Source organism: Caballeronia sp. LZ034LL, from assembly GCF_031451215.1.
In the GTDB taxonomy this organism is placed as follows: Bacteria; Pseudomonadota; Gammaproteobacteria; order Burkholderiales; family Burkholderiaceae; genus Caballeronia.
This window is the reverse complement of sequence record NZ_JARUXR010000001.1, coordinates 67,612-90,131: the sequence shown is the minus strand read 5'-3', so window position 1 is coordinate 90,131 and position 22,520 is coordinate 67,612. Positions and strand designations below refer to the sequence as shown.

Sequence of the window (22,520 nt, the reverse complement as noted above, 5' to 3'; positions counted from 1 at the left end):
AACAAGAACGAAACGCCGTGTGACCATCGGGTCACGGGAGATCTCATGCGCCTGACACTCGTCGCCGCCGCCACTGCGGCCATCCTGCTCGCCGCGCCGGGCATCGCGCTGTCGAAGCCGCTCACCGTCTGCACCGAAGCGAGCCCTGACGGCTTCGACGTCGTGCAGTTCAATTCGCTCGTGACCACCAACGCGTCCGCCGATGTCGTCTTCAACACGCTCGTCGCCTACGACGAAGCCGCGAAGAAAGTCGCGCCCGCGCTCGCCGAGAAGTGGGACGTGAGCAGCGACGGCCTCACGTACACCTTCCATCTGCGTCCGAACGTGCAGTTCCAGACGACTGAGTGGTTCAAGCCGACGCGGGCGCTCGACGCCGACGACGTCGTGTTCACCTTCTCGCGCATGCTCGACGACGGCAATCCGTGGCACAAGGTCGCGGGCGCAAGCGGCTTTCCGCACGCACAGTCGATGGGTCTCGTGAAGCTCATCAAGGCCGTGACGAAGGTCGATGACCACACCGTGAAATTCGAGCTCAACGAGCCCAACGCCACCTTCGTGCCGATTCTCACGATGGGCTTCGCCTCCATCTATTCGGCCGAATACGCCGACAAGCTGCTGAAGGCGAACCAGCAGACCGACCTGAACAGCAAGCCGGTGGGCACCGGTCCGTTCGCGCTGAAGAGCTATACGAAGGACTCGGTGATCCGTTACGACGTGAACCCGGCCTACTGGGGACCGAAGCCGAAGATCGACCGGCTGATCTACGCGATCACGCCGGACGCCGCCGTGCGCGCGCAGAAGATCAAGGCGGGCGAATGCCAGATCGCGCTCTCGCCGAAGCCACAGGACGTCACCGACGCGAAGAAGGACCACGCGCTGAAAGTGAGCGAAACGCCAGCCTTCATGACCGCTTTCGTCGCGCTCAATACGGAGAAGAAGCCGCTCGACAATCCCAAGGTGCGGCAGGCGATCAACATGGCGTTCGATCGCACGACCTACATGAAGACCGTGTTCGACAACACCGGCACGGCCGCAGTGAATCCGTATCCGCCGAACACGTGGAGCTACGACAAGAACATCGCCGCCTACAAATACTCGCCCGATGCCGCGAAGAAGCTGCTCGCCGACGCGGGCTTTCCGAACGGCTTCGACACGACCATCTGGGTGCGTCCGAACGGCAGCGTGCTGAACCCGAATCCGAAGGTCGGCGCCGAGTTGCTGCAGGCGGACCTGGCGAAGATCGGCGTGAAGGCGCAGGTGAAGGTGATCGAATGGGGCGAGTTGATCCGCTCGGCGAAGCTCGGCCAGCACGACATGCTCTTCATGGGCTGGGCAGGCGACAACGGCGACCCCGACAACTATCTGTCGCCGCTGTTCAGCTGCAACGCGGTGAAGTCCGGCATCAACTTCGCGCGTTACTGCGACCCGCAACTCGACAAGCTCATCGCCGACGGCAAGGCAACGCCGGATATCGCCAAGCGCACGCAGTCATACGACGGCGCGCAGAAGATCATTCACGACCAGGCGCTGTGGATTCCGCTCGTCTATCCGACCGCCGCCGCACTCACGCGCGCCAACGTCAGCGGCTTCAACGTGAGCCCGTTCGGGCGGCTGAACCTGGGCGGCGTGTCGGTGCAGTAAGCCAGGCGCCGTTAAAGTCAGGCCGGCGCGAAGCGGATCACACCGTCGCCGCCGGTCTGGCGCTTGAGCGTTCCGTCGAGCCACAGTACATGCAGGTGCGCAAGCGCCTCGCCGAGCGCGAACGTCATCTGATGAATGTCGAGCTTGCGCTTGAACATGATCGGCACGATATCGGCGGCGCTGCATGGCTTCTCCGTGCACGCCTCGCGCACTTCCGCCAGCCGCGCGCGATGATGGTCGCGCAGTTGCCCGATGCGCGTCCGCACGCCCCGAAACGGCTTGCCGTGTGACGGCAGCGCGAGCGTCTCCGCGGGCATCGGCTCGTAGCGGTCAAGCGATTCCAGAAACAACGCCAGCGGGTTGCTTTCCGGTTCCAGTGCAAACACGGAGACGTTCGTCGAGATGCGCGGCAACACCATGTCGCCTGAAATAAGCAGCTTGTCCGCCGCGCAGAACAGCGCGCTATGTTCGGGCGAATGGCCGAAGCCCGCCACCACCGTCCAGTCGCGCCCGCCGATGCGGATGACATCGTTGTCGCGAATGCGCCGGTATTCATGCGGAATGGAAGGCACCAGCGTCGGATAGTAGCTGTCGCGCTTGCGCAGCGCGTCGAGCGAGGCTTCGTCGGTCAGGCCGTGCGCCGCAAAATGCGCTGCCGCGCGCTCGCCGCCCGCATTCGAGCCGTCGCCCGCGGCCATCACGCGGCCCATCGCGTACTCGCCGAGCGAAATCCACAAGCGCACGTTCCAGCGCTGCCTGTCGCCACCCTTGCAGATCCAGTCGGCGAGACCGAGATGATCCGGATGACAGTGCGTGACGATCACGCGCAGCACCGGCAGGCCATCGAGCACGGTATCGAACACCCGTTCCCAGTTCGCGCGAATGGTCTCGTTCGAAATCCCGCAATCGACCACGGTCCAGCCCTGCTCGCCGTCGATCTCGTCACGCAGCAGCCAGAGATTGATGTGATCGAGCGCGAACGGCAACGGCATGCGCAGCCAGAACACACCCGGCGCGACTTCCTTGACGCCGCCGGCCTCCGGCAATTCGTCCGCAAAAACATAGTCGAGCTGGCTTTCGAGTGCGTTCATTCGGTCCTTGCCTCCGGGTTTGCGCCGCGTTGCAATCTGGCGAAGTTGACGATAACGTAAACGTCCATTCTAACGTTGCGTGCGCTTTTGCGCTGCCGGCCGCGATGACTCAACCGACGCACTACACCATCACCGACCTGGCGCGCGAGTTCGACGTCACGCCGCGCGCCATTCGCTTCTACGAAGATCAGGGCTTGCTCGCACCGCAGCGCGCGGGATCGAACGGCTTGCGGCGCGTGTATTCGCCGCGCGACCGCACGCGGCTGAAGCTCACGTTGCGCGGCAAGCGCCTCGGCTTCACGCTCTCGGAAATCCGCACGCTGCTCGATCTGTACGACTCGCCCACCGGCACGAACACGCAGTTGCAGGCTTTCGTCGATACCATCGCCGCGCACCGGGAAGTGCTCGAACGTCAGCTGGAAGACCTGAACACGACGCTGGCCGAACTCGCCGCCTACGAAGAACAGGGCCGCGCGCTGCTCACGGCGGGCGCGGAAAAGCGTCCGCGCAAGCCCAGGGCGGCATGAGCTGATCTCATCGGAGGCGCAGGCCGGCATGAATCACTTCCCCAAGCTGCTCTCGTCGCAAATAGGCTTCGACGTCGCGCAGACGATGCTCGAAGGATTCGATCGCCATTACCGCGTGTTCCGCGACGCCGCCATCCGCGCCAAGCCGCTGTTCGAGCGCGGCGACTGGCCGGCCTTGCAGCAGTTGGCGCGCGATCGCATCGCGTCCTACGACGAGCGCGTGGCGGAATGCGTGATGCGGCTCGAAGACGAATACGACGCCGAGAACATCGACGACGACGTCTGGCAGCAGATCAAGCTGCACTACATCGGCCTGTTGACGACGCACCGTCAGCCCGAGTGCGCCGAGACCTTCTTCAACTCGGTGTGCTGCAAGATCCTGCATCGCTCGTACTTCAACAACGATTTCATCTTCGTGCGGCCCGCAATCTCGACCGAATACATCGAGAACGACGAGCCCGCCGCGAAGCCCACGTATCGCGCGTATTACCCGGAGAAGGACGGGCTTGCCGGGACACTTGAACGCATCGTCACGAACTTCCAGCTGGAGACGCCGTTCGAGGACCTGACGCGCGACGTGCAATGCATCCTGGCGGCGCTGCGCGACGCATTCGGCACGCTCACGCCTGCGCCGAACTTCCAGATTCACGTGCTGTCGTCGCTGTTCTTCCGCAACAAGGCCGCGTATATCGTCGGCCGCATCATCAACGGCGATGCGCTGCTGCCGTTCACCATCGCCATCCGTCATGCGCATCCGGGGCGGCTCGCGCTCGATACCGTGCTGCTGTCGCCCGAGCAGGTGCTGATCATTTTCAGCTTCTCGCACTCGTATTTTCTGGTGGACATGGAAGTGCCGTCCGCGTTCGTGCAGTTCCTGAGCACCATCATGCCGCGCAAGCCGAAGGCCGAGATCTATACGTCGGTCGGCTTGCAGAAGCAGGGAAAGAACGATTTCTATCGCGACCTGCTGCACCATCTGTCGCATTCGAGCGACCGCTTCATCATCGCGCCCGGCATCAAGGGGCTTGTGATGATCGTCTTCACGCTGCCCTCGTTTCCGTATGTGTTCAAGCTCATCAAGGACGCGTTCCCGCCGCCGAAGGAAACCACGCGCGAGAAAATCCAGGACCGTTATCAGCTCGTGAAACGGCACGATCGCCTCGGCCGCATGGCCGACACGCTCGAATATTCGAGCGTCGCGCTGCCGCTCGCGCGCCTCGACGACGCGCTGATCCGCGAACTGGAGCGCGACGCGCCGTCGATGATCGAAGTCGAAGGGAACAACCTGGTGATCCGCCATGTGTATATCGAGCGCCGCATGGTGCCGCTCAACCTGTTCCTGCAGAACGGCAGCGACGAAGCGATCGAACACGGCATCAAGGAATACGGCGACGCGATCAAGCAGCTGATCCAGGCGAACATCTTCCCCGGCGACATGCTGTACAAGAATTTCGGCGTGACGCGTCATGGCCGCGTGGTGTTCTACGACTACGATGAAATCGAGTATCTGACCGACTGCAACGTCCGCCGCGTGCCGCCGCCGCGCCACGAGGAAGACGAGCTGTCCGGCGAACCGTGGTATACCGTCGGGCCGCACGACATCTTTCCTGAGACGTACGGCACGTTTCTGCTCGGCGATCCGCGCGTGCGCGCAGCGTTCATGCGCCATCACGCGGATTTCTTCGATCCCGCGCTCTGGCAGCGTCACAAGGACCAGTTGCTGCGCGGCGAACTCGCCGACTTTTTTCCCTATGACCGGGATGTCCGCTTCTGCGTCCGCTATCCGGAACGGTTCGGCACATCCGGTCGAACGGATGCGCCCGGCGCCTGACGGCCGCGCATCCCTGCATCGACTATCGAACATGAATCACACTGACGACCACGACGCTTCCAATCCCCTCGCCCATCTGTTCTCGAACAACCAGAACTGGGTCGAGCGCAAGCTGGCCGAAGACGCCGAGTTCTTCCAGCGCCTCGCGCACCAGCAGGCGCCCGAGTATCTGTGGATCGGCTGCTCGGACTCGCGCGTGCCGGCCAACCAGATCATCGGCTTGCCGCCGGGCGAGGTGTTCGTGCACCGGAACATCGCGAACGTGGTGGTGCACTCGGATCTCAATGCCCTGTCGGTGATCCAGTTCGCCGTCGACGTGCTGAAGGTGAAGCACATCATGGTCGTCGGCCACTACGGCTGCTCGGGCGTGGGCGCGGCGCTGGTGGGCCGGCGCGTGGGCCTCGCCGACAACTGGCTGCGTCACGTCGAGGACGTGCGCGAGAAACACGCCGCGCTGCTCGACGAATGGCCGATGGGCGAGGCGCGGCATCGCCGGCTGGTGGAATTGAACACGATCGAGCAGGCCATCAACGTGTGCCGCACGACCATCGTCGGCGATGCATGGGCGCGCGGCCAGACGCTCACCGTGCATGGCTGGACCTACGGCGTGCACGACGGCCGGCTGCGCAACATGGGCATGATGATCAGCGCGCCGGCCGAGGTCGATCCGGTGTATCAGTCGTGCATCGCCGCGATGAGCCGCAGCGGCGCGCATTCCGCGGAGAACGACGTCCTCGCGTCCGATGCGGCGCAGGCCGCGCGTCTGGGCGACGTTCCCGCCGTCATTCAAGGCGTCATCAAGGAGCTTAAACATGAGTGAGACACGCAGGGATCCGGCAGTCGATCCGGTAGTTGATCCGGTCGTCATCGTGGCAGCGGCGCGTACGCCGATGGCCGCGTTTCAGGGCGAATTCGCGTCGCTGACGGCGGCGCAGCTGGGCGCGGCGGCGATCGCCGCGGCGCGCGAGCGTGCCGGCATCGCCCCCGAGCAGATCCAGGAAGCGATCATGGGCTGCGTGCTGCCCGCCGGACAGGGACAGGCGCCCGCGCGCCAGGCGACGCTCGGCGCCGGCCTGCCGCTCGCCACCGGCTGCACGACCATCAACAAGATGTGCGGCTCGGGCATGCGCGCCGCGATGTTCGCGCACGACATGCTGCTGGCGGGCTCGGCCGAGGTAATCGTCGCGGGCGGGATGGAGAGCATGACCAACGCGCCCTATCTGCTGCCGAAGGCGCGCGGCGGCATGCGCATGGGACACGGCCAGGTGCTGGATCACATGTTCCTCGACGGACTCGAGGACGCGTATGAGAAAGGCCGCCTGATGGGCACCTTCGCGGAGCAATGTGCGTCGTCGTATGCGTTCTCGCGCGAGTCACAGGATGCGTTCGCGATCGAGTCGCTGAGCCGCGCGCGGCGGGCGAACGAAGACGGTTCGTTCGGCTGGGAGATCGCGCCGGTGACGGTGCAGGGCAGGAAGGGCGACGTGGTGATCGAGCGCGACGAGCAGCCGTTCAAGGCGAACGTGGAGAAGATCCCGTCGCTCAAGCCGGCGTTCGCGAAGGACGGCACGGTGACGGCGGCCAATTCGTCGTCGATCTCGGATGGCGCGGCGGCGCTCGTGATGATGCGTGAATCGACGGCGAAGCGGCTGGGCGTCACGCCGCTCGCGCGGGTCGTCGGGCACAGCACGTTCGCGCAACAGCCGGCGCTGTTCACGACGGCGCCCGTCGGGGCCATTCGCGCGCTGTTCGAGAAGAACGGCTGGCGCGCGGGGGACGTGGATCTTTATGAGATCAACGAAGCCTTTGCCGTGGTGACGATGGCCGCGATGCGCGAGCACGATCTGCCGCACGACAAGGTGAATGTGAATGGCGGAGCGTGTGCGCTCGGGCATCCGATCGGTGCGTCCGGGGCGCGGATTCTGGTGACGCTGCTCGGCGCGTTGAAGGCGCGCGGGTTGAAGCGCGGGGTGGCGAGTCTGTGCATCGGCGGCGGGGAAGCGACGGCGATGGGCGTGGAGATGGTTTGAGTGTCGCGGGCCGGTCTGGTTGGAGTGGGGGCCGGACCGGCCGCGGTCGCGTCAGTCGTCGAAGGGGTTGATCATCTCGACGCCCGTTCGCTCGAAGTCCCGGACGTTGCGTGTGACGACGGTGAGGCCGTGAGTAATGGCCGTGGCCGCAATGAGCTTGTCCAGCGCGGGCTCGGGGTGCGGTGCGCGAAGCGTGCCCCACAGTTCACCAATCCGCCTGTCGACCGGCAGAATCTTGCCGTCGTACTCGGCCAGAACGCCCTTCAACCAAGCTTCAATTCTCTCGGCCTGTGCAGCGTCGCGGCGCCGACGAAGCTGCTCGACGCCGCGGCGAAGCTCTCCAACAGTAATGGACGACAAGTGAATGTCGCGGCGGTCCACCTTGGCCTGCCGGAAGAACGCGCGAACGCCTTTGTTCGCGCGATGCAGTCGTCTGGTCTCACTGATGACGTTCGTGTCAGCCAGATACATCCGAGTCTCCCCGGCCGGGATGTCTTGCAAAGATGTCGTCCTCACAATCGATCTCGGGAAAATTCAACAGCGCGTCGATGAAGCGCGCGTTCAGATCCGGCGGATCCTCCTTTCCCAGAATTTTCCGAGCCAATGCCAGCGCTTCACGCCTTGCCTTCCCGCGCTCGCGAAGTTCCTCAACCCATTCCTTGCTGAGCCAGGACGGCCACTCATGCTGCACAACCTTGAATTCCACTCTATCCATTACTTTCCTCCTTCCGTGGCAACCACGGACAGTTCATTCGGATACCGCGCGAAGATGTCGTCTTCACAATCGATCTCGGGAAAATTCATGAGATGGTCGATGAAGCGCTCATTCAGATCCGGCGGATCCTCCTTGCCCAGAATTTTCCGAGCCAATGCCAGCGCTTCGCGCTCGGCTTTGACCTCCGCGCGCAACTCCTCGACCCATTCCTTCCTGATGTGAGCCGGCCACTCACTCTTCACAACCTTGAATTCCACTCTATCCATCACCTTCCTCCTTCCAAAGCGGCCCCGGACGATTCATCTTTCGCGAAATCAATCAGCATGACTAGTCATCCGAACGGCCAGGTTCCGCCCCGTTCATCCCCCGACGCATCCTAGCCGAAGCGCAAGCGCTTCTCACGCGCTATATTCCGAAAATCAACTCTCCAAGGAAAACTTCGCCCATGAAAACCGTCCTGATCGTCGGCGCTTCCCGCGGCCTCGGCCACGAATTCGCGCGCGAGTATTGCCGCGACGGCTGGCGCGTACTCGCCACCGCCCGCGACAAGGCCGCGCTCTCCGCCCTCGACGCACTCGGCGCGCAAACCTTCTCCGTCGACGTCACCCAGCCCGAGCAGATCGGCGCGCTGGCGTGGCAACTCGACGAAGAGCGCATCGATGTCGCGATCCTCGTCTCGGGCGTCTACGGACCGCGCAGCGAAGGCGTCGAGACGATCAGCGCCGACGACTTCGATCAGGTCATGCACACCAACGTCCTTGGCCCGATGCAGTTGATCCCCGTGCTCCTGCCGCTCACCGACGCCGCCCATGGCGTGCTCGCGGTCGTGTCGAGCAAGATGGGCAGCATCGGCGAGGCGAGCGGGACGACTGGCTGGCTGTATCGCGCGAGCAAGGCGGCGCTCAATTCGGCACTGAAGACGGCGTCGCTCGAATCGCGGCATTCGACCTGCATCGCGCTGCATCCCGGCTGGGTGCGCACGGAGATGGGCGGATCGAGCGCGGCGATCGACGTCGCGCACAGCGTGTCCGGCATGCGCGCCGTGATCGCCGAAGCCGGCGCCATGCGCGATCAGTTCAACGGAACCTTCGTCCAGTACGACGGCACGAAGCTCGAGTGGTGATCAGACGAATTCGAAGGTAATGAAAGGAACCCGCTCGTGACCTATCAAGTACACGGCGTCTCGCCGTCCGGCAATTGCCACAAGGTGCGCCTCGCGCTCGAACAACTGGGCCTGCCCTACGTCTGGCATGAAGTCGACATGATGCACGGCGCGACCCGCACCGAGGCGTTTCGCAAGCTCAATCCGAACGGCAAGGTGCCGGTGCTCGTCATCGACGAACACACGATCCTGTCCGAATCGAACGCCATCCTGTGCTATCTCGCCGATGGCACGCCGCTCCTGCCCGATGACCGTCTGCAACGCGCGCAGGCCTTGCAGTGGATGTTCTTCGAGCAATACAGCCATGAGCCGTACATCGCGGTCGCTCGCTTCATCCTGCAATTCCTGAAGCAGCCCGACGACGCGCGCCTTCCGGACCGGATCGCCGGCTCCTACCGCGCGCTCGACGTGATGGAACAGCATCTCGCGACGCGGACGTTCTTCGTCGGCGAGCGCTACACGGTCGCCGATATCGCGCTTTATGCCTACACGCATGTCGCCGATGAAGCGAACGTGGACCTGTCGCGCTATCCGGCCATCCGCGCGTGGCTTGAACGCGTGCGCGCGCAGCCGCGCTACGTCGCGATGCCGGGGGTCGAATGATTGCCCCCGTGGAATGTCCCTGCGGCGGCGCGGCGCCAAATGCTCGATCGAACGCGCCCGCGCCGCGTTACGAAACCTGCTGCGGCCGCTTCATCGAACGCGGAGAAAAGCCCGCCACCGCACTGGAACTGATGCGTTCGCGCTACACCGCCTACGTGCTCGGCAACACGGCCTGGCTGCGCGCGACCTGGGCCGCTTCAACCTGCCCGCCCGACCTCGATGCCTCCGACACCACCCACACCCGCTGGCTCGGCTTGCAGATCAGACGCCACCAGCAGATCGACGAAGCGCACGCGGAAGTGGAGTTCGTCGCGCGCTACAAGACCGGTGGCCGGGCGCATCGTCTTCATGAGGCTAGCCGCTTCGAGCGGAACAGTGCCGGCGACTGGATTTACGTCGACGGCCAGGTCAGTGAAAAGTAAATATGCCTTTAAGAAATGTGCGCCATACCACGGTATTTATTTCCTGATAATCCTTTCAGATTAAACAGTTACGGGGTAACGCTTATTGTGCAGCGCAATTTTGAACAGTTAATCTGCTCAGGTCAGGGCGCAGTCATTCTCGCGCCCGGCGCTCGCAGCGAAGCCCCGTACTGAAGTCCTGTTTTGAAGCCATTTGTCATGCCTGTTCAGGGCATGACTCCCGGATACCGCAACCGATACTGCTCACGCAGAGCAGCGCGACAGGTTTGTGACTTCAAAACGCACGTTGGGGCCAAGCCGTATCAATGTCTCTTTGGAAAGTGCGGTCGGAGTTCACGGATGGCGATCAGAACCTGGTTAGTCGGATGCAGCGTGGTGTGCTCGCTCGCGACGTCGTTCGTCACATCCGGCGCGCGCGCCGAACCCATCGGCGGGGTGCGTCAGTCCGAAGGTCTCCAGGCTCCCGCGTTCGGCCAGGCGCTTCCGCAGATTCCCGATTCCCTCGATGCCGGCCTTCCCGCCGCCGCAAGCGGCCTGAACGAAGCCGTCATCGACATCCCCGAAGCCGACATCGCGCTCCAGACCACCGTGTTCAAGCCGGACGGCGCGGGCCCGTTCCCGATGATCGTCTTCAATCACGGCAAGCTTCCTGGCGACTCGCACGCGCAGCCGCGCAACCGGCCGGTCGCGCTGGCCCGTGAATTCGTGCGTCACGGCTATGTCGTGGTCGTGCCGAACCGCCGCGGCTTCGCGGGTTCGGACGGCACCTACGCGGGCCATGGCTGCGACGTCGAAGCAAACGGCTTCGCGCAAGCCGAGGACGTCGCCGCGACAGTCGCCTACATGAGCGCGCAGTCGTATGTCGACAAGACGCATATCGTCGTGGCGGGCACCTCGCACGGCGGCCTGACGACCATCGCCTACGGCGCGCGCGACGCCATCGCCGCCCCGGGCGTGCGCGGCCTCATCAACTTTTCCGGTGGCCTGCGCCAGGACGAATGCGAAGGCTGGCAGAAAAATCTCGTCAGCGCGTTCGGCGACTACGGCCAGAACGTGCGCCTGCCGTCGCTGTGGCTCTACGGCGACAACGACTCGGTCTGGCAAGGCGATCTCTCGGCGCAGATGTTCACGGCCTTCACGTCGCACGGCGCGCGCGCCAGCCTGATCGATTTCGGCAACTACAAGAACGACGCGCATCGTCTGGTCGGCGACCGCGACGGCGTGCAGATCTGGTGGCCGCGCGTGAAGGCCTTCCTGACGCAGATCGGCATGCCGACCGCCGTGCAGTATCAGGTGTCGGAGCCGAGCATGCCGAAGGCCAGCGACTTCGCCAACCTCGACTCGGTGCAGTCCGTGCCGTTCATCGACGAAAACGGCCGTGCCGGCTATCGCAATTTCCTGTCGCAGTACTCGAGCCGCGCGTTCGCCGTGTCGGATTCCGGCGCGTGGTCGTGGGCCGAAGGCGGCGACGACCCGATGGCCGTGGCCATCGCAAGCTGCGAACGGCAAAGCGCCGACCCGTGCAAGCTGTACGCGGTGAACAACCGCGTGGTCTGGAACGATCAGCAGGCCCAGACGCAAACCGCATCGCGCTGAAGCTCCACTGCTTTTGCTGTCTTTCGAACGCCGGCCTCAGTGCCGGCGTTTTCACATCTTCAGCGCCCGATCGTCCGCTTAGGCGACGATATCGGCGAAGTTACGGGCCATAGCGCTTTCTTGCATTTCCATTGCGCGCAGCTGCGCGGCCCAAAAACCTTCCGATTACGGAAGGTGGCGGCGCTTTTAGCGATAATTGACGGGCGCAGTTTCCCCCGCAATTCAACCGCCATTCAACCGCCATGCAGGCGCCCGACGCCTGCGCGACGTATCCGGCCCGCTGCGCGCGCGGGCCCTGGAGCTGTTTTTGACTATCGAAGCCAATCAGGACTGGGTTGCCCGCTCGCTCGCAGCCGTGTGGCATCCGTGCACCCAGATGAAACATCACGAGCGCGTGCCGCTCGTACCGATCGCGCGCGGCAAGGGCGCGTGGCTCTACGATCCGCAGGGCACGCGCTATCTCGACGCGATCAGTTCGTGGTGGGTCAATCTCTTCGGCCACGCGAACGACGACATCAACCGGGCGCTCAAGGAGCAACTCGACACGCTCGAACACGCGATGCTCGCCGGCTGCACGCATGAGCCCGCCATCGAACTGGCCGAGCGTCTCTCGGCGCTGACGCAGCACACGCTCGGCCACGCCTTCTTTGCATCGGACGGCGCCTCGGCCGTCGAGATCGCGCTGAAGATGAGCTTTCATGCCTGGCGCAATCGCGGCCGGGACGAGAAACGCGAGTTCGCGTGTCTGGCGAACAGCTATCACGGCGAAACCATCGGCGCGCTCGGCGTGACCGATGTCGCTCTCTTCAAGGACGCCTACGACCCGCTGATCCGCCACGCGCACGTGGTGGCGTCGCCGGCGGCGGTCGGCGAAGACGCGGCGCTCGACGCCATGCGCGCGCTCTTCGAGCAGCGCGCGCCGCAGCTGGCGGCGGTGATCGTCGAGCCGCTCGTGCAGTGCGCCGCCGGCATGGGGATGTACGACGCGTCCTATCTCACGCGCCTGCGCGCGCTGTGCAACGCCTTCGACGTGCATCTGATCGCCGATGAAATCGCCGTCGGCTGCGGCCGCACCGGCACTTTCTTCGCGTGCGAGCAGGCCGGCATATGGCCGGATTTCATCTGCCTGTCGAAGGGCATAAGCGGCGGTTACCTGCCGCTGTCAATCGTGCTGACCCGCGACGAGATCTACGCCGCCTTCTACGACGACGACGTCACGCGCGGCTTCCTGCATTCGCATTCATACACGGGCAATCCGCTCGCCTGCCGCGCGGCACTTGCGACGCTGGACCTGTTCGAGCGCGACGCCGTATTGACGGAGAACCGCCGCAAGTCGGCGCTGCTGCGCGAAGCCTTGCAGCCGCTCGCCGCGCATCCGCGCGTGAGCAAACTGCGCGAGCGCGGCACGATCTTCGCATTCGACGTAAGCACCAACGACCCCACGTTCTCGCGCCGTTTCTTCGCGCAAGGCTTGCAGCGCGAACTGCTGATGCGGCCGATCGGCAAGACGGTCTATCTGATGCCGCCGTACATCCTGAGCGATGACGAGTTGCTGCTGCTCGCACGCCGCACACGCGAAACGCTCGAAGCCACGCTGGCCGGAGAGGCCGCATGAAGGACACCTCGCAGGTGCTTTATCACACGCTGAACCAAGGCCTCGCCGATATTGACGCACACGGTCTGCGGCGCCGTCGCAAGATCATCGACGGCGCGTGCTCGGCGCATCTGAACGTGGATGGCCGCGACATCATCGGATTTGCGAGCAACGACTATCTCGGTCTCGCCGCGCATGAAGCGCTGCGGGCGGCGCTGGCGGAAGGCGCGTCGCTCTATGGCGCGGGCAGCGGCGGCTCGCATCTGCTCGGCGGCCACTCCCGGGCGCACGCGCGCCTGGAGGACGAGCTCGCCGAGTTCTCGGGCGGCTTCGTCGACAATCCCCGCGCGCTGTACTTCAGCACCGGCTACATGGCCAATCTCGCGATCGTCACCGCGCTCGCCGGACGCGGCACGCTGGTGTTCTCGGACGCGCTGAACCACGCGTCGCTGATCGACGGCGTGCGGCTGGCGCGCGCGCAGACACAGATCTATCCGCACGCCGACACGGAAGCGCTCGACGCCATGCTCGACGCCTCGCGCGACGAAGCCGCGACCCGGCTCATCGTGACCGACACCGTGTTCAGCATGGACGGCGACATCGCCCCGCTCGCGCGTCTCGTCGAGCTGGCGGAACGCTACGGCGCGTGGCTCATCGTCGACGATGCGCACGGCTTCGGCGTGCTCGGCCCGCAAGGCCGCGGCGCGCTGGCGGCACTCGCGCTCCGCTCGCCGCATCTCGTCCATGTCGGCACGCTCGGCAAGGCGGCGGGCGTCTCCGGCGCGTTCGTCGCCGCGCACGAAACGGTGATCGAATGGCTCGTGCAGCGCGCGCGTCCGTACATCTTCACGACCGCGTCGCCGCCGGCGGTCGCGCATGCGGTGTCGGCGAGCGTGAAGATCATCGCGGGCGAGGAAGGCGACGCGCGCCGCGCGCATCTCGCCGCGCTCATCGACACCACGCGCGCAATGCTGACACGCACGCGCTGGCTGCCGGTCGATTCCCATACGGCCGTTCAGCCGCTCGTGATCGGCGGCAATGACGAAACCCTCGAGCTTGCCGCCGCGCTGGACCGCCACGGTCTCTGGGTGCCCGCGATCCGTCCGCCGACCGTGCCCGCCGGCACCTCGCGCCTACGCATTTCACTGTCCGCCGCGCACAGCGAGGACGATGTCGCGCGCCTCGACCACGCCTTGACCACGCTATGACCGCCTTATCCTATTTCGTCGCCGGAACCGACACGGAGATCGGCAAGACGCTCGTCTCCGCCGCGCTGCTGCACGGCTTCGCGCGCGCCGGACTGCGCGCCGCCGCGATGAAGCCGATCGCTTCGGGCGCCGTCCTGCGCGACGGCGTGTTGCACAACGAAGACGCCGATCAACTGGACGCCGCCGCGAACGTCGCGTTGCCGAACGAGATCCGCACGCCGTTCATGATGCGCGAGCCGATCGCGCCGCATATCGCCGCCGCGCGCGAAGGCATCGCGCTGGATATCGGGCGGATCGTCGAGGCGCATCGCTTCGCGCTGACGCAGGCGGATGTCGTCGTGGTGGAGGGCGTCGGCGGCTTTCGGGTGCCGCTCGACGATACGCATGACACCGCCGATCTCGCCGTCGCGCTGAATCTGCCGGTGGTGCTCGTCGTCGGCATGCGGCTCGGCTGCATCAGCCATGCGCTGCTGACCGCCGAAGCCATCGTTGCGCGCGGCCTGACGCTCGCCGGCTGGGTCGCGAACCGCGTGGACCCGGACATGCTCTACCCCGACGAAAACATCGCCACGCTGAAACAACGCCTGCATGCGCCGCTGCTCGGCGTGATTCCGCATCTCATGCCAGCCGATGCCGCCCGCGCCGCCGCTGCGCTCGACATCAGCGCCCTGACACACCCGCTTCAACACAAGGATTGATCTCATGACCCAACACACCGCCACCGAGACGACCGCCACGCTCACTCCGCAACCGCTGCAACGCTGGCGCGTCGCCGATGTTGTCGCGCTGTACGACCTGCCGTTCAACGACCTGCTGTATCGCGCGCAGACCGTGCATCGCGAACACTTCGATCCGAACGCCGTGCAGCTGTCCACGCTGCTGTCGATCAAGACCGGCGGCTGCGAGGAAGACTGCGCCTATTGCCCGCAGTCGGTGCATCACGACACCGGCCTCAAGGCCGAGAAGCTGATGGATGTCGACGAGGTGCTGAAGTCGGCCGAAATCGCGAAGTCCAACGGCGCAACGCGTTTCTGCATGGGCGCCGCGTGGCGCAATCCGAAGGACCGCCATCTCGAACCGATCAAGGACATGATCCGCGGCGTGAAGGCGATGGGCCTCGAAACCTGCGTGACGCTCGGCATGCTGGAAGCGCATCAGGCGCAAGGTCTGCGCGACGCCGGCCTCGATTACTACAACCACAACCTCGATACGTCGCCCGAGTTCTACGGCCAGATCATTTCCACGCGTACCTATCAGGACCGCCTCGATACCCTCGAACACGTGCGCGACGCGGGCATCAACGTGTGCTGCGGCGGCATCGTGGGCATGGGTGAATCGCGCCGCGAACGCGCGGGGCTGATCTCGCAGCTCGCCAATCTGAGCCCGTATCCGGAATCCGTGCCGATCAACAATCTCGTGCAGGTCGCGGGCACGCCGCTCACCGGCACCGAAGCGCTGGATCCGTTCGAGTTCGTGCGCACGATCGCGGTTGCGCGCATCACGATGCCGAAGGCGATGGTGCGCCTTTCCGCCGGCCGCGAACAAATGGACGAAGCCTTGCAGGCACTGTGCTTCGCAGCAGGCGCGAATTCGATCTTCTACGGCGATCAGCTTCTGACGACGAGCAATCCGCAGGCGGAAGCCGACCGCAAGCTGATCGAGCGACTGGGCATGCGCGCGGAGGCACATCGGGAGGTGGCGGCGCCGCAAGAGAAGCATGCGTGCGACGGCATGTCCGTGCATGCGCAGTAATGCGCACTAAGCGCCGTGCCTGCATCGATAACGGTGATGCGGGCTGATACATGGCCCGCCCTCATCGGCAATGAGAATTTCCTGATTCGGCATGGGTAGATAGCGCATCCATGCATATCTCCGAAAACGCGCCCCGAGCGGGGCGCATTCAGTGAATTCCGATTCATCGCGTTAAATCCCTCCTGATAAAAGCTGTATGCCCTGCGAAAGGGCATTCGAGTTTTTATGAAAGGAGGATTGATGAGAAAAAATAACCTTGCAGGATGGCTGCTCGTCCTGCTGATCACCCTGTTGCTGTCTGCCTGCGGCGACAGCAACGGCAATAACCCGGCCGTCGACAACAAAGGCAACGGGCCGAACGCAAAAGTGGCCGCGACCACCGTCATGATCTATCTGGACGGCTCGGATCTTGAATCGAAGGGCGCGGCGGCCACGGCCAATCTGAAGCAGATGATGGCGGCGACGTCCTCGGACGACGTCAATGTCATCATCACGACCGGCGGCGCCGACAAGGCCGACCCCAACGACCCCGTATCCGACTGGCGCACCCTGCGGCGCTACACGCTGCGCAACGGCAAACTGGAGTTGCTGGCGGATCTGGGCAAGAAAGACATGACGGAAGCGGACACGCTGACCGATTTCATCGTCTGGACCAAAGCAAGCTTTCCCGCGAACTCCTATCACCTGATCTTCTGGGATCACGGCGCCGGCTACGCGGGCTTCGGCGTCGACGAGAACTTCGACAAGTACAAGACCATGTCATTGCCGGTCATGCGCTCGGCGCTTGAACAAGCGCGTGCGCGCACCGGCATTCATTTCGACATGATCGGCTTCGACGCATGCCTGATGGCCAGCACCGAGGTCGCCCACGCACTCGCGCCTTATGCCAGGTATCTCGCCGCGTCCGAGGAACTCGAACCCGGCTCGGGCTGGGATTACCAGGCCGTGCTGTCCGCGCTCGCCCGGAATCCCGGGATGAGCAGCGAGCAATTGGGCCGCATCATCGCCGACAGCTATGTGGCCTTCCAGCAGCGGTCCTCCGCGCAGCAACGCGCAGAAGGCTACGCCACCGCCGAGGACGAATTCCTCACGTTCTCCGTGGTCGATCTGAGCCGCATGAACGCCGTCGACAGTGCGCTGAAGTCCTTCTCTACGGCGCTGAGCGCCTACGTGCAGAAATCGCCGGCAAACTGGGTCGCCGTGGCCGAACAGCGCGCGTTGACGCCGAGCTTCGGCGGAGACACGACCCGGCAGGACAACGCCATTGAGGCCGTGGACCTCGGCGTGTTCGCCGACCGGCTCGCGTCGAACAACATCGTTCCGGAGGCGAGCCGCATGCTGTCGGCCGCCGTCAGGCAGGCGGTCATGTATCGCGCCAATGGCGCGCAGGCAGCGCTCGCCGCGGGCATGAACATCTACTTTCCGCTGCGGCAGATCAACGACACGATTTACGAAGCAAAGTTTGCAGCCATGGACTTCCCGGAGGAATACAAGTCCTTCCTTCGTCACTACATTGCGTATCCGTCCGAGCAACCGGACGTGCTCAGCGTGGATATCAGCCGTTCGACCGCCACCGTTCTGAATGCGTCGGTCAAGAGCACGTTCGGCGTGCAGTTCGCCATGCTCGCGCTGACAGCGCGCGATCCCGAGGACCGCAACATCATCCGCATCACCGCGACTCAGCCCATCGACATGGGCCCCTCCTCCCATGGCATCTCCGCGTCGATGGACCGCGGATGGCTATTCCTGAACGGACATCTCGTTCCCATCTTCAAGACGTCGGAAGAAGAACGCGTCGATGGCGGCAGAAAGGCCAGGTTCGGCACTTACAGTGTTCCGGCCTTCCTCGGCGACAAGCCTGTTTCCCTCATCTTCGAAAGAAACATGGACACCGATGACTTCCGCTACATCGAAACCTGGGACGATTCGGACGGTCCGGGCGCCGGTCGCCTGGTCGATGCAATCAATCGCGATACCGTCATCACGCTGGCAGACGTCAAGTACGACGTGAGCAAGAAGACCTACGCCGGCATCGCGGCGTCAGCTGTGTCGTTCGCGGCGGGCGACATGGGCATCGAGGTGGAAAACCTCGCGACCAACGGTAACCCCCTGCATCTCATTACCGAGAGCTACTCCGGATCGACCGACTTGTCGGCAGCGCTTCCCGTGAACTTCTGAGTTCGTTCAAACGCGTCTTCGGTTTCCGATCGCGGACGCTTTCGAGCACACGAGCAGGCCGGCCCGCCATGGGCCGGCTTGTTTCTTTATCGGCGTCGAACCGGGCGGCCTCGCATAAAATGTCACGAAATGCACCCACCCGTCTTCGAGCGATATGAAAATCATCTTCTACGAACAAGGCACGGACGTCGATGCATGGCTCGGCGGCCTGCAGCGCGAGTTGCCTGACGCCGACCTGCGCCTCTGGCAACCGGGCGATACCGCGCCTGCGGATTACGCCATCGTCTGGAAAGCGCCGCGCGAGTTGTTCGCGAACCGGCCGGATTTGAAGGCCGTGTTCAACCTCGGCGCGGGTGTCGATGCGATCCTCGACGTGGAGCGCCAGCAGCCCGGCACACTGCCGCCGAACGCGCAACTCGTGCGTCTCGAAGACACCGGCATGGCGCAGCAGATGATCGAATACGCGGTCTACTGCGTGCTGCGCTATCTGCGCCGCTTCGACGAATATGATCTGCTGCAGCGCGAAGGCCGCTGGAAGAAACTGGAGCAGCACGCGCGCGAATCGTTCACGGTTGGTGTGCTGGGTCTCGGCGTGCTGGGTGCGGAAGTCGCCCGGCGGCTGCTCGCGCTCGGCGTGCCGGTACGCGGCTACAGCCGTTCGCCCAAGGACATCGATGGCGTGCAGGTCCATGCGGGGCACGAGCAGTTCGACGCGTTCCTCGACGGCGTGAAGGTGCTCATCAACCTGTTGCCACACACGCCGGACACCGAGGGTATCCTGAACACTCGCACGTTCGGCAGGCTCGCGCGCGGCGCCTATGTGGTGAACCTGGCGCGCGGCCCGCATCTCGTCGATGCCGACCTGCTCGCCGCACTCGACAGCGGCCAGGTCGCCGCCGCGACGCTCGACGTGTTCCACACCGAGCCGCTGCCGCAGGATCATCCGTACTGGACGCATCCGCGCGTGTCGGTCACGCCGCACATTGCGGCGGAGACGCTGCGGAACGAGAGCATCGTGCAGATCGCCGGCAAGATCCGGGCGCTGGCACGCGGCGAACCGATCAGCGGCATTGTCGATATCACGCGCGGTTACTGAACGACACCGACCGACACTCAATCGCCTATTCGCCTATCCAGGGAGGAGACAGACATGATTCCAGCCAAAGTGAAGATCGTCGAAGTCGGGCCGCGCGACGGCCTACAGAACGAGAAGGAGTTCGTGCCCACCGAGACCAAGATCGAGCTCGTCAACCGGCTCGCGCGGGCGGGTATCGTGAATGTCGAGGCCACCTCGTTCGTGTCGCCGAAATGGGTGCCGCAGATGGGCGATGCCAACGCCGTCATGTCCGGCATCGAGCGTCGTCCGGGCACGATCTACTCCGTGCTCACGCCGAACATGCGCGGCTTCGAAGGCGCGCTCGAAGCGAAAGCCGACGAAATCGTGATCTTCGGCGCGGCCAGCGAAGCCTTCTCGCAGAAGAACATCAATTGCAGCATCGCGGAAAGCGTCGCGCGCTTCGAACCGGTCGCGCGGGCCGCGAAGGACGCCGGCATCCGCCTGCGCGGCAGCGTCTCGTGCGCGCTCGGCTGTCCGTATCAGGGTGAAGTGAGCGTCGCGTCCGTCGTGGACGTGGTCGAGCGCTTTAAGGCGCTCGGCTGCGACGAAATCGATATCGCCGATACCATCGGCGTCGGCACGGCGAAGCGCACGCGCGAAGTGATGGCGGCGGCATCGAAGGCATTTCCGCGCGAACGCTTGTCCGGCCATTTCCACGATACCTACGGTCAGGCCGTCGGCAATGTCTATGCGTCGCTGCTCGAAGGCATCGAGATCTTTCACGCGTCGGTAGCGGGATTGGGCGGCTGTCCGTACGCGAAGGGCGCGACCGGCAACGTCGCGACGGAAGACGTCGTGTATCTGCTGAACGGCCTGGGCATCGAGACGGGCATCGACCTCGATGAACTCATCGAGATCGGCGACTTCATTTCACGCGCGATCGGCAAGACCAGTTCTTCGCGCGCGGGCCGTGCGCTCCTCACCAAAAAACGCGACGGCGCCGCAGCCTGTGCCTGATTTCCAGGAACCCCCAGGAAACCTCAATGATCGATCAATTGCCTGAATCCGCGCGCCGCGTCGCGCTGTTGCTCAAGGAACGCGGCCATCCGCATGATGTCGTGATGCTGCCCGAGACCGGCAAGACCTCGGCCGAAGCGGCGGCCGGGCTCGGCTGCTCGGTCGCGCAGATCGCCAAGTCGATTCTGTTTCGCCGGCGCAAGGACGATGCGCCCGTGCTGGTGATCGCGAGCGGCGCGAATCGCGTGGATGAAGCGAAGGTGGCCGCGCGCGTCGGCGAGCTGGCGCGCGCGGACGCGAAGTTCGTGCGCGAGAAGACCGGCTACGCGATCGGCGGCGTCTGTCCGATCGGCCATGCGGTCGAGCCCGTCACGCTGATCGACGCCGACCTGCTCGCGCTCGACAGCCTGTGGGCCGCTGCCGGTCATCCGCATGCGGTATTCAATCTGTCGCCGCAGGAACTGATCGAGCTGACCGGCGCGCCGGTGGCCGACGTCGCCCTGCGCGAAACCGCGGAATCATGAGCGACGTGGCGTCGCCGTGCGTGGACGTCTGCCGCATGAACCCGGAAACGGGTTTCTGCGAAGGCTGCCTGCGCACGATCGACGAGATCGCCGCGTGGGCGTCGTGCGACGACAGCGAGAAACGCGCGGTGCTGGCGCGCGTGGAGAGCCGTCGCCAGGGTGCGCGGGTCGTAACGATCGGCGCCTCGTTCGAAACCGGGCTCGTGCTGCCGCCCGACTCCATCCGGCAGTTCGCCACGCTCGTCAACGACACGAACCCGCTGCATCACGACGACGCCTACGCGCGCGCCAGCCGTTTCGGCTCGCTGATCGCGTCGGGGACGCAGCCGACCGCGCATCTGATGGCCTTGATCGCCGCGCATTTCTCGACCTTCGCGCAGCCGCTCGGCCTGGAGTTCGGCATCCGCCTCAGGCGCGCGGTGAAGGCGAACGACACGCTGACGATGCGCTGGCAGGTCGTCGAGGCGAAATGGAAAGCCAGCCTCAACGGCGACCTCGTGAAGCTCGAAGGCGGCGCGCGCAACCAGTCCGGCGAGACGGTCATCGAGGCGACCGCGACCATCGTCGTGATGCCGCTGGAGCGCGCGACATGAACCCATTGCCGCAGCCGCTGCGTGAAGCCATGACGGTGTTCGAACGGGGCTGGCTCTCGTCGAACAACGTGCTGTTCGCGAGCGCCGCAGGCACGGCCATCGTCGATACCGGCTATGCCGCGCACGCGCCGCAGACGCTCGCGCTGGTGCAGCAGACGCTGGGCGCGCGTCCGCTCGACCTGATCGTCAATACGCATCTCCATTCGGATCACTGCGGCGGCAACGCGCTGCTGCAACGGACCTACGCGTGCGACACGCTGGTGCCCGCCGGCGACGCGCAGGCCGTGCGCGCCTGGGACGAAGAGGCGCTGTCCTTTCGCGCGACCGGCCAGCATTGCGAGCGCTTCGTCCTGAGCGGCACGCTCGCACAGGGCGCGACGCTGGAACTTGGCGGCTTCGCGTGGAACGCGCTCGGCGCGCCGGGTCACGATCCGCATTCGCTGATGCTGTATTGCCCTGAAATGCGCGTGCTGATCAGCGCCGACGCGTTGTGGGAAAACGGCTTCGGCGTGATCTTTCCGGAACTGGAAGGCGAGAGCGGTTTCGTGGAAGCGCGCGCGGTGCTGGATCTGATCGCTACGCTCGATATCGATGTCGTGATTCCGGGCCATGGTGCGCCGTTCACGGACGTCGCGCGCGCGCTCGACACGGCCGTGTCGCGACTCGATTATCTGCAAGCCGACCCGGCGCGCAATGCGAAGAACGCGCTCAAGGTGCTGATCGTGTTCCGGCTGATGGAAGTCCGCACGATGACGCTCGACGCCATCGTCGCGATGACCGCGGAGGCCCGCGCGATGCGCGCCGCCGCCGAAGCGCTCGCGCCTGCCGCGCAACTGCGGGCGCTGATTGAAAAGGTCGTCGGGGAACTGGCGCGCAGCGGTGCGGTGAAGGTGAGCGGCGAGTGTGTGTCGGCGGCCTGAACAGGCGCATTGCCAAGATCACGCGCTCAAAAAGAAAGCCGCTTGTCAGCTACGGCAAG

Annotated in this window: 23 protein-coding genes; 19 read left to right on the top strand and 4 right to left on the bottom strand. The window is 64.7% G+C overall.

Annotation, left to right across the window (positions count from 1 at the left end):
- The first annotated feature begins 45 nt into the window (after nt 1–45).
- Entirely contained in the window at nt 46–1,641 is a 1,596-nt protein-coding gene (locus QCE83_RS00415) for an ABC transporter substrate-binding protein (RefSeq protein ID WP_309807000.1), read from the top strand.
- 17 nt (nt 1,642–1,658) lie between these two features.
- Here QCE83_RS00415 and QCE83_RS00410 read toward each other — a convergent pair whose 3' ends face one another.
- Complete coding sequence (locus QCE83_RS00410) at nt 1,659–2,732, bottom strand: MBL fold metallo-hydrolase (RefSeq protein ID WP_309806999.1); 1,074 nt, start codon at nt 2,730–2,732, stop codon at nt 1,659–1,661.
- 104 nt (nt 2,733–2,836) lie between these two features.
- On the opposite strand from QCE83_RS00410, the gene QCE83_RS00405 reads away from it, so the two are divergent.
- The 4 genes from QCE83_RS00405 to QCE83_RS00390 are packed head-to-tail and all read left to right on the top strand — an operon-like array spanning nt 2,837 to nt 7,120.
- Nucleotides 2,837–3,259, top strand: coding sequence for a MerR family DNA-binding transcriptional regulator (locus tag QCE83_RS00405; protein WP_309806998.1), 423 nt, complete (start codon nt 2,837–2,839; stop codon nt 3,257–3,259).
- A 28-nt stretch (nt 3,260–3,287) separates the two neighbouring features.
- Nucleotides 3,288–5,090 (top strand): bifunctional isocitrate dehydrogenase kinase/phosphatase, encoded by a 1,803-nt coding sequence (gene aceK / locus QCE83_RS00400; RefSeq protein ID WP_309806997.1) that lies wholly within the window; start codon nt 3,288–3,290, stop codon nt 5,088–5,090.
- 31 nt (nt 5,091–5,121) lie between these two features.
- A complete protein-coding gene (gene can, locus QCE83_RS00395) occupies nt 5,122–5,910 on the top strand; it encodes a carbonate dehydratase (RefSeq protein WP_309806996.1) in 789 nt (262 codons plus the stop codon).
- Nucleotides 5,903–7,120 (top strand): acetyl-CoA C-acetyltransferase, encoded by a 1,218-nt coding sequence (locus QCE83_RS00390; protein WP_309806995.1) that lies wholly within the window; start codon nt 5,903–5,905, stop codon nt 7,118–7,120. The genes can and QCE83_RS00390 overlap by 8 nt, the downstream gene beginning before the upstream one ends.
- Before the next feature lie 51 nt (nt 7,121–7,171).
- Here the strand turns inward: QCE83_RS00390 and QCE83_RS00385 are convergent, their stop codons facing one another.
- Genes QCE83_RS00385 through QCE83_RS00375 form a run of 3 tightly spaced genes read right to left on the bottom strand, consistent with a single transcriptional unit; the run spans nt 7,172 to nt 8,101 of the window.
- Complete coding sequence (locus QCE83_RS00385; protein WP_309806994.1) at nt 7,172–7,591, bottom strand: type II toxin-antitoxin system VapC family toxin; 420 nt, start codon at nt 7,589–7,591, stop codon at nt 7,172–7,174.
- Complete coding sequence (locus tag QCE83_RS00380; RefSeq protein WP_309806993.1) at nt 7,578–7,835, bottom strand: hypothetical protein; 258 nt, start codon at nt 7,833–7,835, stop codon at nt 7,578–7,580. Before QCE83_RS00380 ends, QCE83_RS00385 begins: the two co-directional genes overlap by 14 nt.
- Nucleotides 7,835–8,101 carry a hypothetical protein gene (locus QCE83_RS00375; RefSeq protein WP_309806992.1) on the bottom strand — a complete coding sequence of 89 codons (267 nt, stop codon included), beginning with the start codon at nt 8,099–8,101 and terminating at the stop codon, nt 7,835–7,837. The genes QCE83_RS00380 and QCE83_RS00375 overlap by 1 nt, the downstream gene beginning before the upstream one ends.
- Before the next feature lie 179 nt (nt 8,102–8,280).
- Here QCE83_RS00375 and QCE83_RS00370 point away from each other — a divergent pair, with 179 nt between their 5' ends.
- The 14 genes from QCE83_RS00370 to QCE83_RS00305 all read left to right on the top strand — a co-directional run bounded on the left by QCE83_RS00370 (nt 8,281) and on the right by QCE83_RS00305 (nt 22,461).
- Nucleotides 8,281–8,958 (top strand): SDR family oxidoreductase, encoded by a 678-nt coding sequence (locus QCE83_RS00370; RefSeq protein WP_309806991.1) that lies wholly within the window; start codon nt 8,281–8,283, stop codon nt 8,956–8,958.
- A 36-nt stretch (nt 8,959–8,994) separates the two neighbouring features.
- On the top strand, nt 8,995–9,600 hold the full coding sequence (locus tag QCE83_RS00365; RefSeq protein ID WP_309806989.1) for a glutathione S-transferase family protein: 606 nt from the start codon (nt 8,995–8,997) through the stop codon (nt 9,598–9,600).
- On the top strand, nt 9,597–10,022 hold the full coding sequence (locus QCE83_RS00360) for a YchJ family protein (RefSeq protein ID WP_309806988.1): 426 nt from the start codon (nt 9,597–9,599) through the stop codon (nt 10,020–10,022). The genes QCE83_RS00365 and QCE83_RS00360 overlap by 4 nt, the downstream gene beginning before the upstream one ends.
- A 339-nt stretch (nt 10,023–10,361) precedes the next feature.
- Complete coding sequence (locus tag QCE83_RS00355) at nt 10,362–11,618, top strand: alpha/beta fold hydrolase (protein ID WP_309806987.1); 1,257 nt, start codon at nt 10,362–10,364, stop codon at nt 11,616–11,618.
- Between the two features lie 307 nt (nt 11,619–11,925).
- Complete coding sequence (locus QCE83_RS00350) at nt 11,926–13,233, top strand: adenosylmethionine--8-amino-7-oxononanoate transaminase (protein ID WP_309806986.1); 1,308 nt, start codon at nt 11,926–11,928, stop codon at nt 13,231–13,233.
- The gene (gene bioF / locus QCE83_RS00345) at nt 13,230–14,420 is read left to right on the top strand and encodes an 8-amino-7-oxononanoate synthase (protein ID WP_309806985.1); all 1,191 of its coding nucleotides are present in this window, start codon (nt 13,230–13,232) and stop codon (nt 14,418–14,420) included. The genes QCE83_RS00350 and bioF overlap by 4 nt, the downstream gene beginning before the upstream one ends.
- Complete coding sequence (gene bioD / locus QCE83_RS00340; RefSeq protein ID WP_309806984.1) at nt 14,417–15,118, top strand: dethiobiotin synthase; 702 nt, start codon at nt 14,417–14,419, stop codon at nt 15,116–15,118. The genes bioF and bioD overlap by 4 nt, the downstream gene beginning before the upstream one ends.
- A gap of 4 nt (nt 15,119–15,122) precedes the next feature.
- On the top strand, nt 15,123–16,172 hold the full coding sequence (bioB, locus tag QCE83_RS00335) for a biotin synthase BioB (protein WP_309806983.1): 1,050 nt from the start codon (nt 15,123–15,125) through the stop codon (nt 16,170–16,172).
- Nucleotides 16,173–16,412: 240 nt separating this feature from the next.
- Nucleotides 16,413–18,350: a clostripain-related cysteine peptidase gene (locus tag QCE83_RS00330; RefSeq protein ID WP_309806982.1), complete on the top strand. Its 1,938-nt coding sequence runs from the start codon at nt 16,413–16,415 to the stop codon at nt 18,348–18,350.
- A gap of 154 nt (nt 18,351–18,504) precedes the next feature.
- The gene (locus QCE83_RS00325; protein WP_309806981.1) at nt 18,505–19,446 is read left to right on the top strand and encodes a glyoxylate/hydroxypyruvate reductase A; all 942 of its coding nucleotides are present in this window, start codon (nt 18,505–18,507) and stop codon (nt 19,444–19,446) included.
- A 54-nt stretch (nt 19,447–19,500) separates the two neighbouring features.
- The gene (locus tag QCE83_RS00320; protein WP_309806980.1) at nt 19,501–20,424 is read left to right on the top strand and encodes a hydroxymethylglutaryl-CoA lyase; all 924 of its coding nucleotides are present in this window, start codon (nt 19,501–19,503) and stop codon (nt 20,422–20,424) included.
- A 26-nt stretch (nt 20,425–20,450) separates the two neighbouring features.
- Entirely contained in the window at nt 20,451–20,948 is a 498-nt protein-coding gene (locus QCE83_RS00315; protein WP_309806979.1) for a YbaK/EbsC family protein, read from the top strand.
- Nucleotides 20,949–20,983: 35 nt separating this feature from the next.
- Nucleotides 20,984–21,541 (top strand): DUF1289 domain-containing protein, encoded by a 558-nt coding sequence (locus tag QCE83_RS00310; protein ID WP_309811311.1) that lies wholly within the window; start codon nt 20,984–20,986, stop codon nt 21,539–21,541.
- A complete protein-coding gene (locus QCE83_RS00305) occupies nt 21,538–22,461 on the top strand; it encodes an MBL fold metallo-hydrolase (RefSeq protein WP_309806978.1) in 924 nt (307 codons plus the stop codon). Before QCE83_RS00310 ends, QCE83_RS00305 begins: the two co-directional genes overlap by 4 nt.
- Nucleotides 22,462–22,520 lie beyond the last annotated feature (59 nt).

What these genes read in the sequence shown, in the direction of transcription:
- bioF (WP_309806985.1), top strand. Translation starts at nt 13,230, where the DNA reads ATGAAGGACACCTCGCAGGTGCTTTATCACACGCTGAACCAAGGCCTC.
- QCE83_RS00385 (WP_309806994.1), bottom strand. Translation starts at nt 7,591, where the DNA reads ATGTATCTGGCTGACACGAACGTCATCAGTGAGACCAGACGACTGCAT.
- QCE83_RS00375 (WP_309806992.1), bottom strand. Translation starts at nt 8,101, where the DNA reads ATGGATAGAGTGGAATTCAAGGTTGTGAAGAGTGAGTGGCCGGCTCAC.
- QCE83_RS00305 (WP_309806978.1), top strand. Translation starts at nt 21,538, where the DNA reads ATGAACCCATTGCCGCAGCCGCTGCGTGAAGCCATGACGGTGTTCGAA.
- QCE83_RS00415 (WP_309807000.1), top strand. Translation starts at nt 46, where the DNA reads ATGCGCCTGACACTCGTCGCCGCCGCCACTGCGGCCATCCTGCTCGCC.
- QCE83_RS00360 (WP_309806988.1), top strand. Translation starts at nt 9,597, where the DNA reads ATGATTGCCCCCGTGGAATGTCCCTGCGGCGGCGCGGCGCCAAATGCT.
- QCE83_RS00370 (WP_309806991.1), top strand. Translation starts at nt 8,281, where the DNA reads ATGAAAACCGTCCTGATCGTCGGCGCTTCCCGCGGCCTCGGCCACGAA.
- QCE83_RS00380 (WP_309806993.1), bottom strand. Translation starts at nt 7,835, where the DNA reads ATGGATAGAGTGGAATTCAAGGTTGTGCAGCATGAGTGGCCGTCCTGG.
- aceK (WP_309806997.1), top strand. Translation starts at nt 3,288, where the DNA reads ATGAATCACTTCCCCAAGCTGCTCTCGTCGCAAATAGGCTTCGACGTC.
- bioB (WP_309806983.1), top strand. Translation starts at nt 15,123, where the DNA reads ATGACCCAACACACCGCCACCGAGACGACCGCCACGCTCACTCCGCAA.
- QCE83_RS00390 (WP_309806995.1), top strand. Translation starts at nt 5,903, where the DNA reads ATGAGTGAGACACGCAGGGATCCGGCAGTCGATCCGGTAGTTGATCCG.
- can (WP_309806996.1), top strand. Translation starts at nt 5,122, where the DNA reads ATGAATCACACTGACGACCACGACGCTTCCAATCCCCTCGCCCATCTG.
- QCE83_RS00320 (WP_309806980.1), top strand. Translation starts at nt 19,501, where the DNA reads ATGATTCCAGCCAAAGTGAAGATCGTCGAAGTCGGGCCGCGCGACGGC.
- QCE83_RS00355 (WP_309806987.1), top strand. Translation starts at nt 10,362, where the DNA reads ATGGCGATCAGAACCTGGTTAGTCGGATGCAGCGTGGTGTGCTCGCTC.
- QCE83_RS00315 (WP_309806979.1), top strand. Translation starts at nt 20,451, where the DNA reads ATGATCGATCAATTGCCTGAATCCGCGCGCCGCGTCGCGCTGTTGCTC.
- QCE83_RS00325 (WP_309806981.1), top strand. Translation starts at nt 18,505, where the DNA reads ATGAAAATCATCTTCTACGAACAAGGCACGGACGTCGATGCATGGCTC.
- bioD (WP_309806984.1), top strand. Translation starts at nt 14,417, where the DNA reads ATGACCGCCTTATCCTATTTCGTCGCCGGAACCGACACGGAGATCGGC.
- QCE83_RS00405 (WP_309806998.1), top strand. Translation starts at nt 2,837, where the DNA reads ATGACTCAACCGACGCACTACACCATCACCGACCTGGCGCGCGAGTTC.
- QCE83_RS00310 (WP_309811311.1), top strand. Translation starts at nt 20,984, where the DNA reads ATGAACCCGGAAACGGGTTTCTGCGAAGGCTGCCTGCGCACGATCGAC.
- QCE83_RS00330 (WP_309806982.1), top strand. Translation starts at nt 16,413, where the DNA reads ATGAGAAAAAATAACCTTGCAGGATGGCTGCTCGTCCTGCTGATCACC.
- QCE83_RS00410 (WP_309806999.1), bottom strand. Translation starts at nt 2,732, where the DNA reads ATGAACGCACTCGAAAGCCAGCTCGACTATGTTTTTGCGGACGAATTG.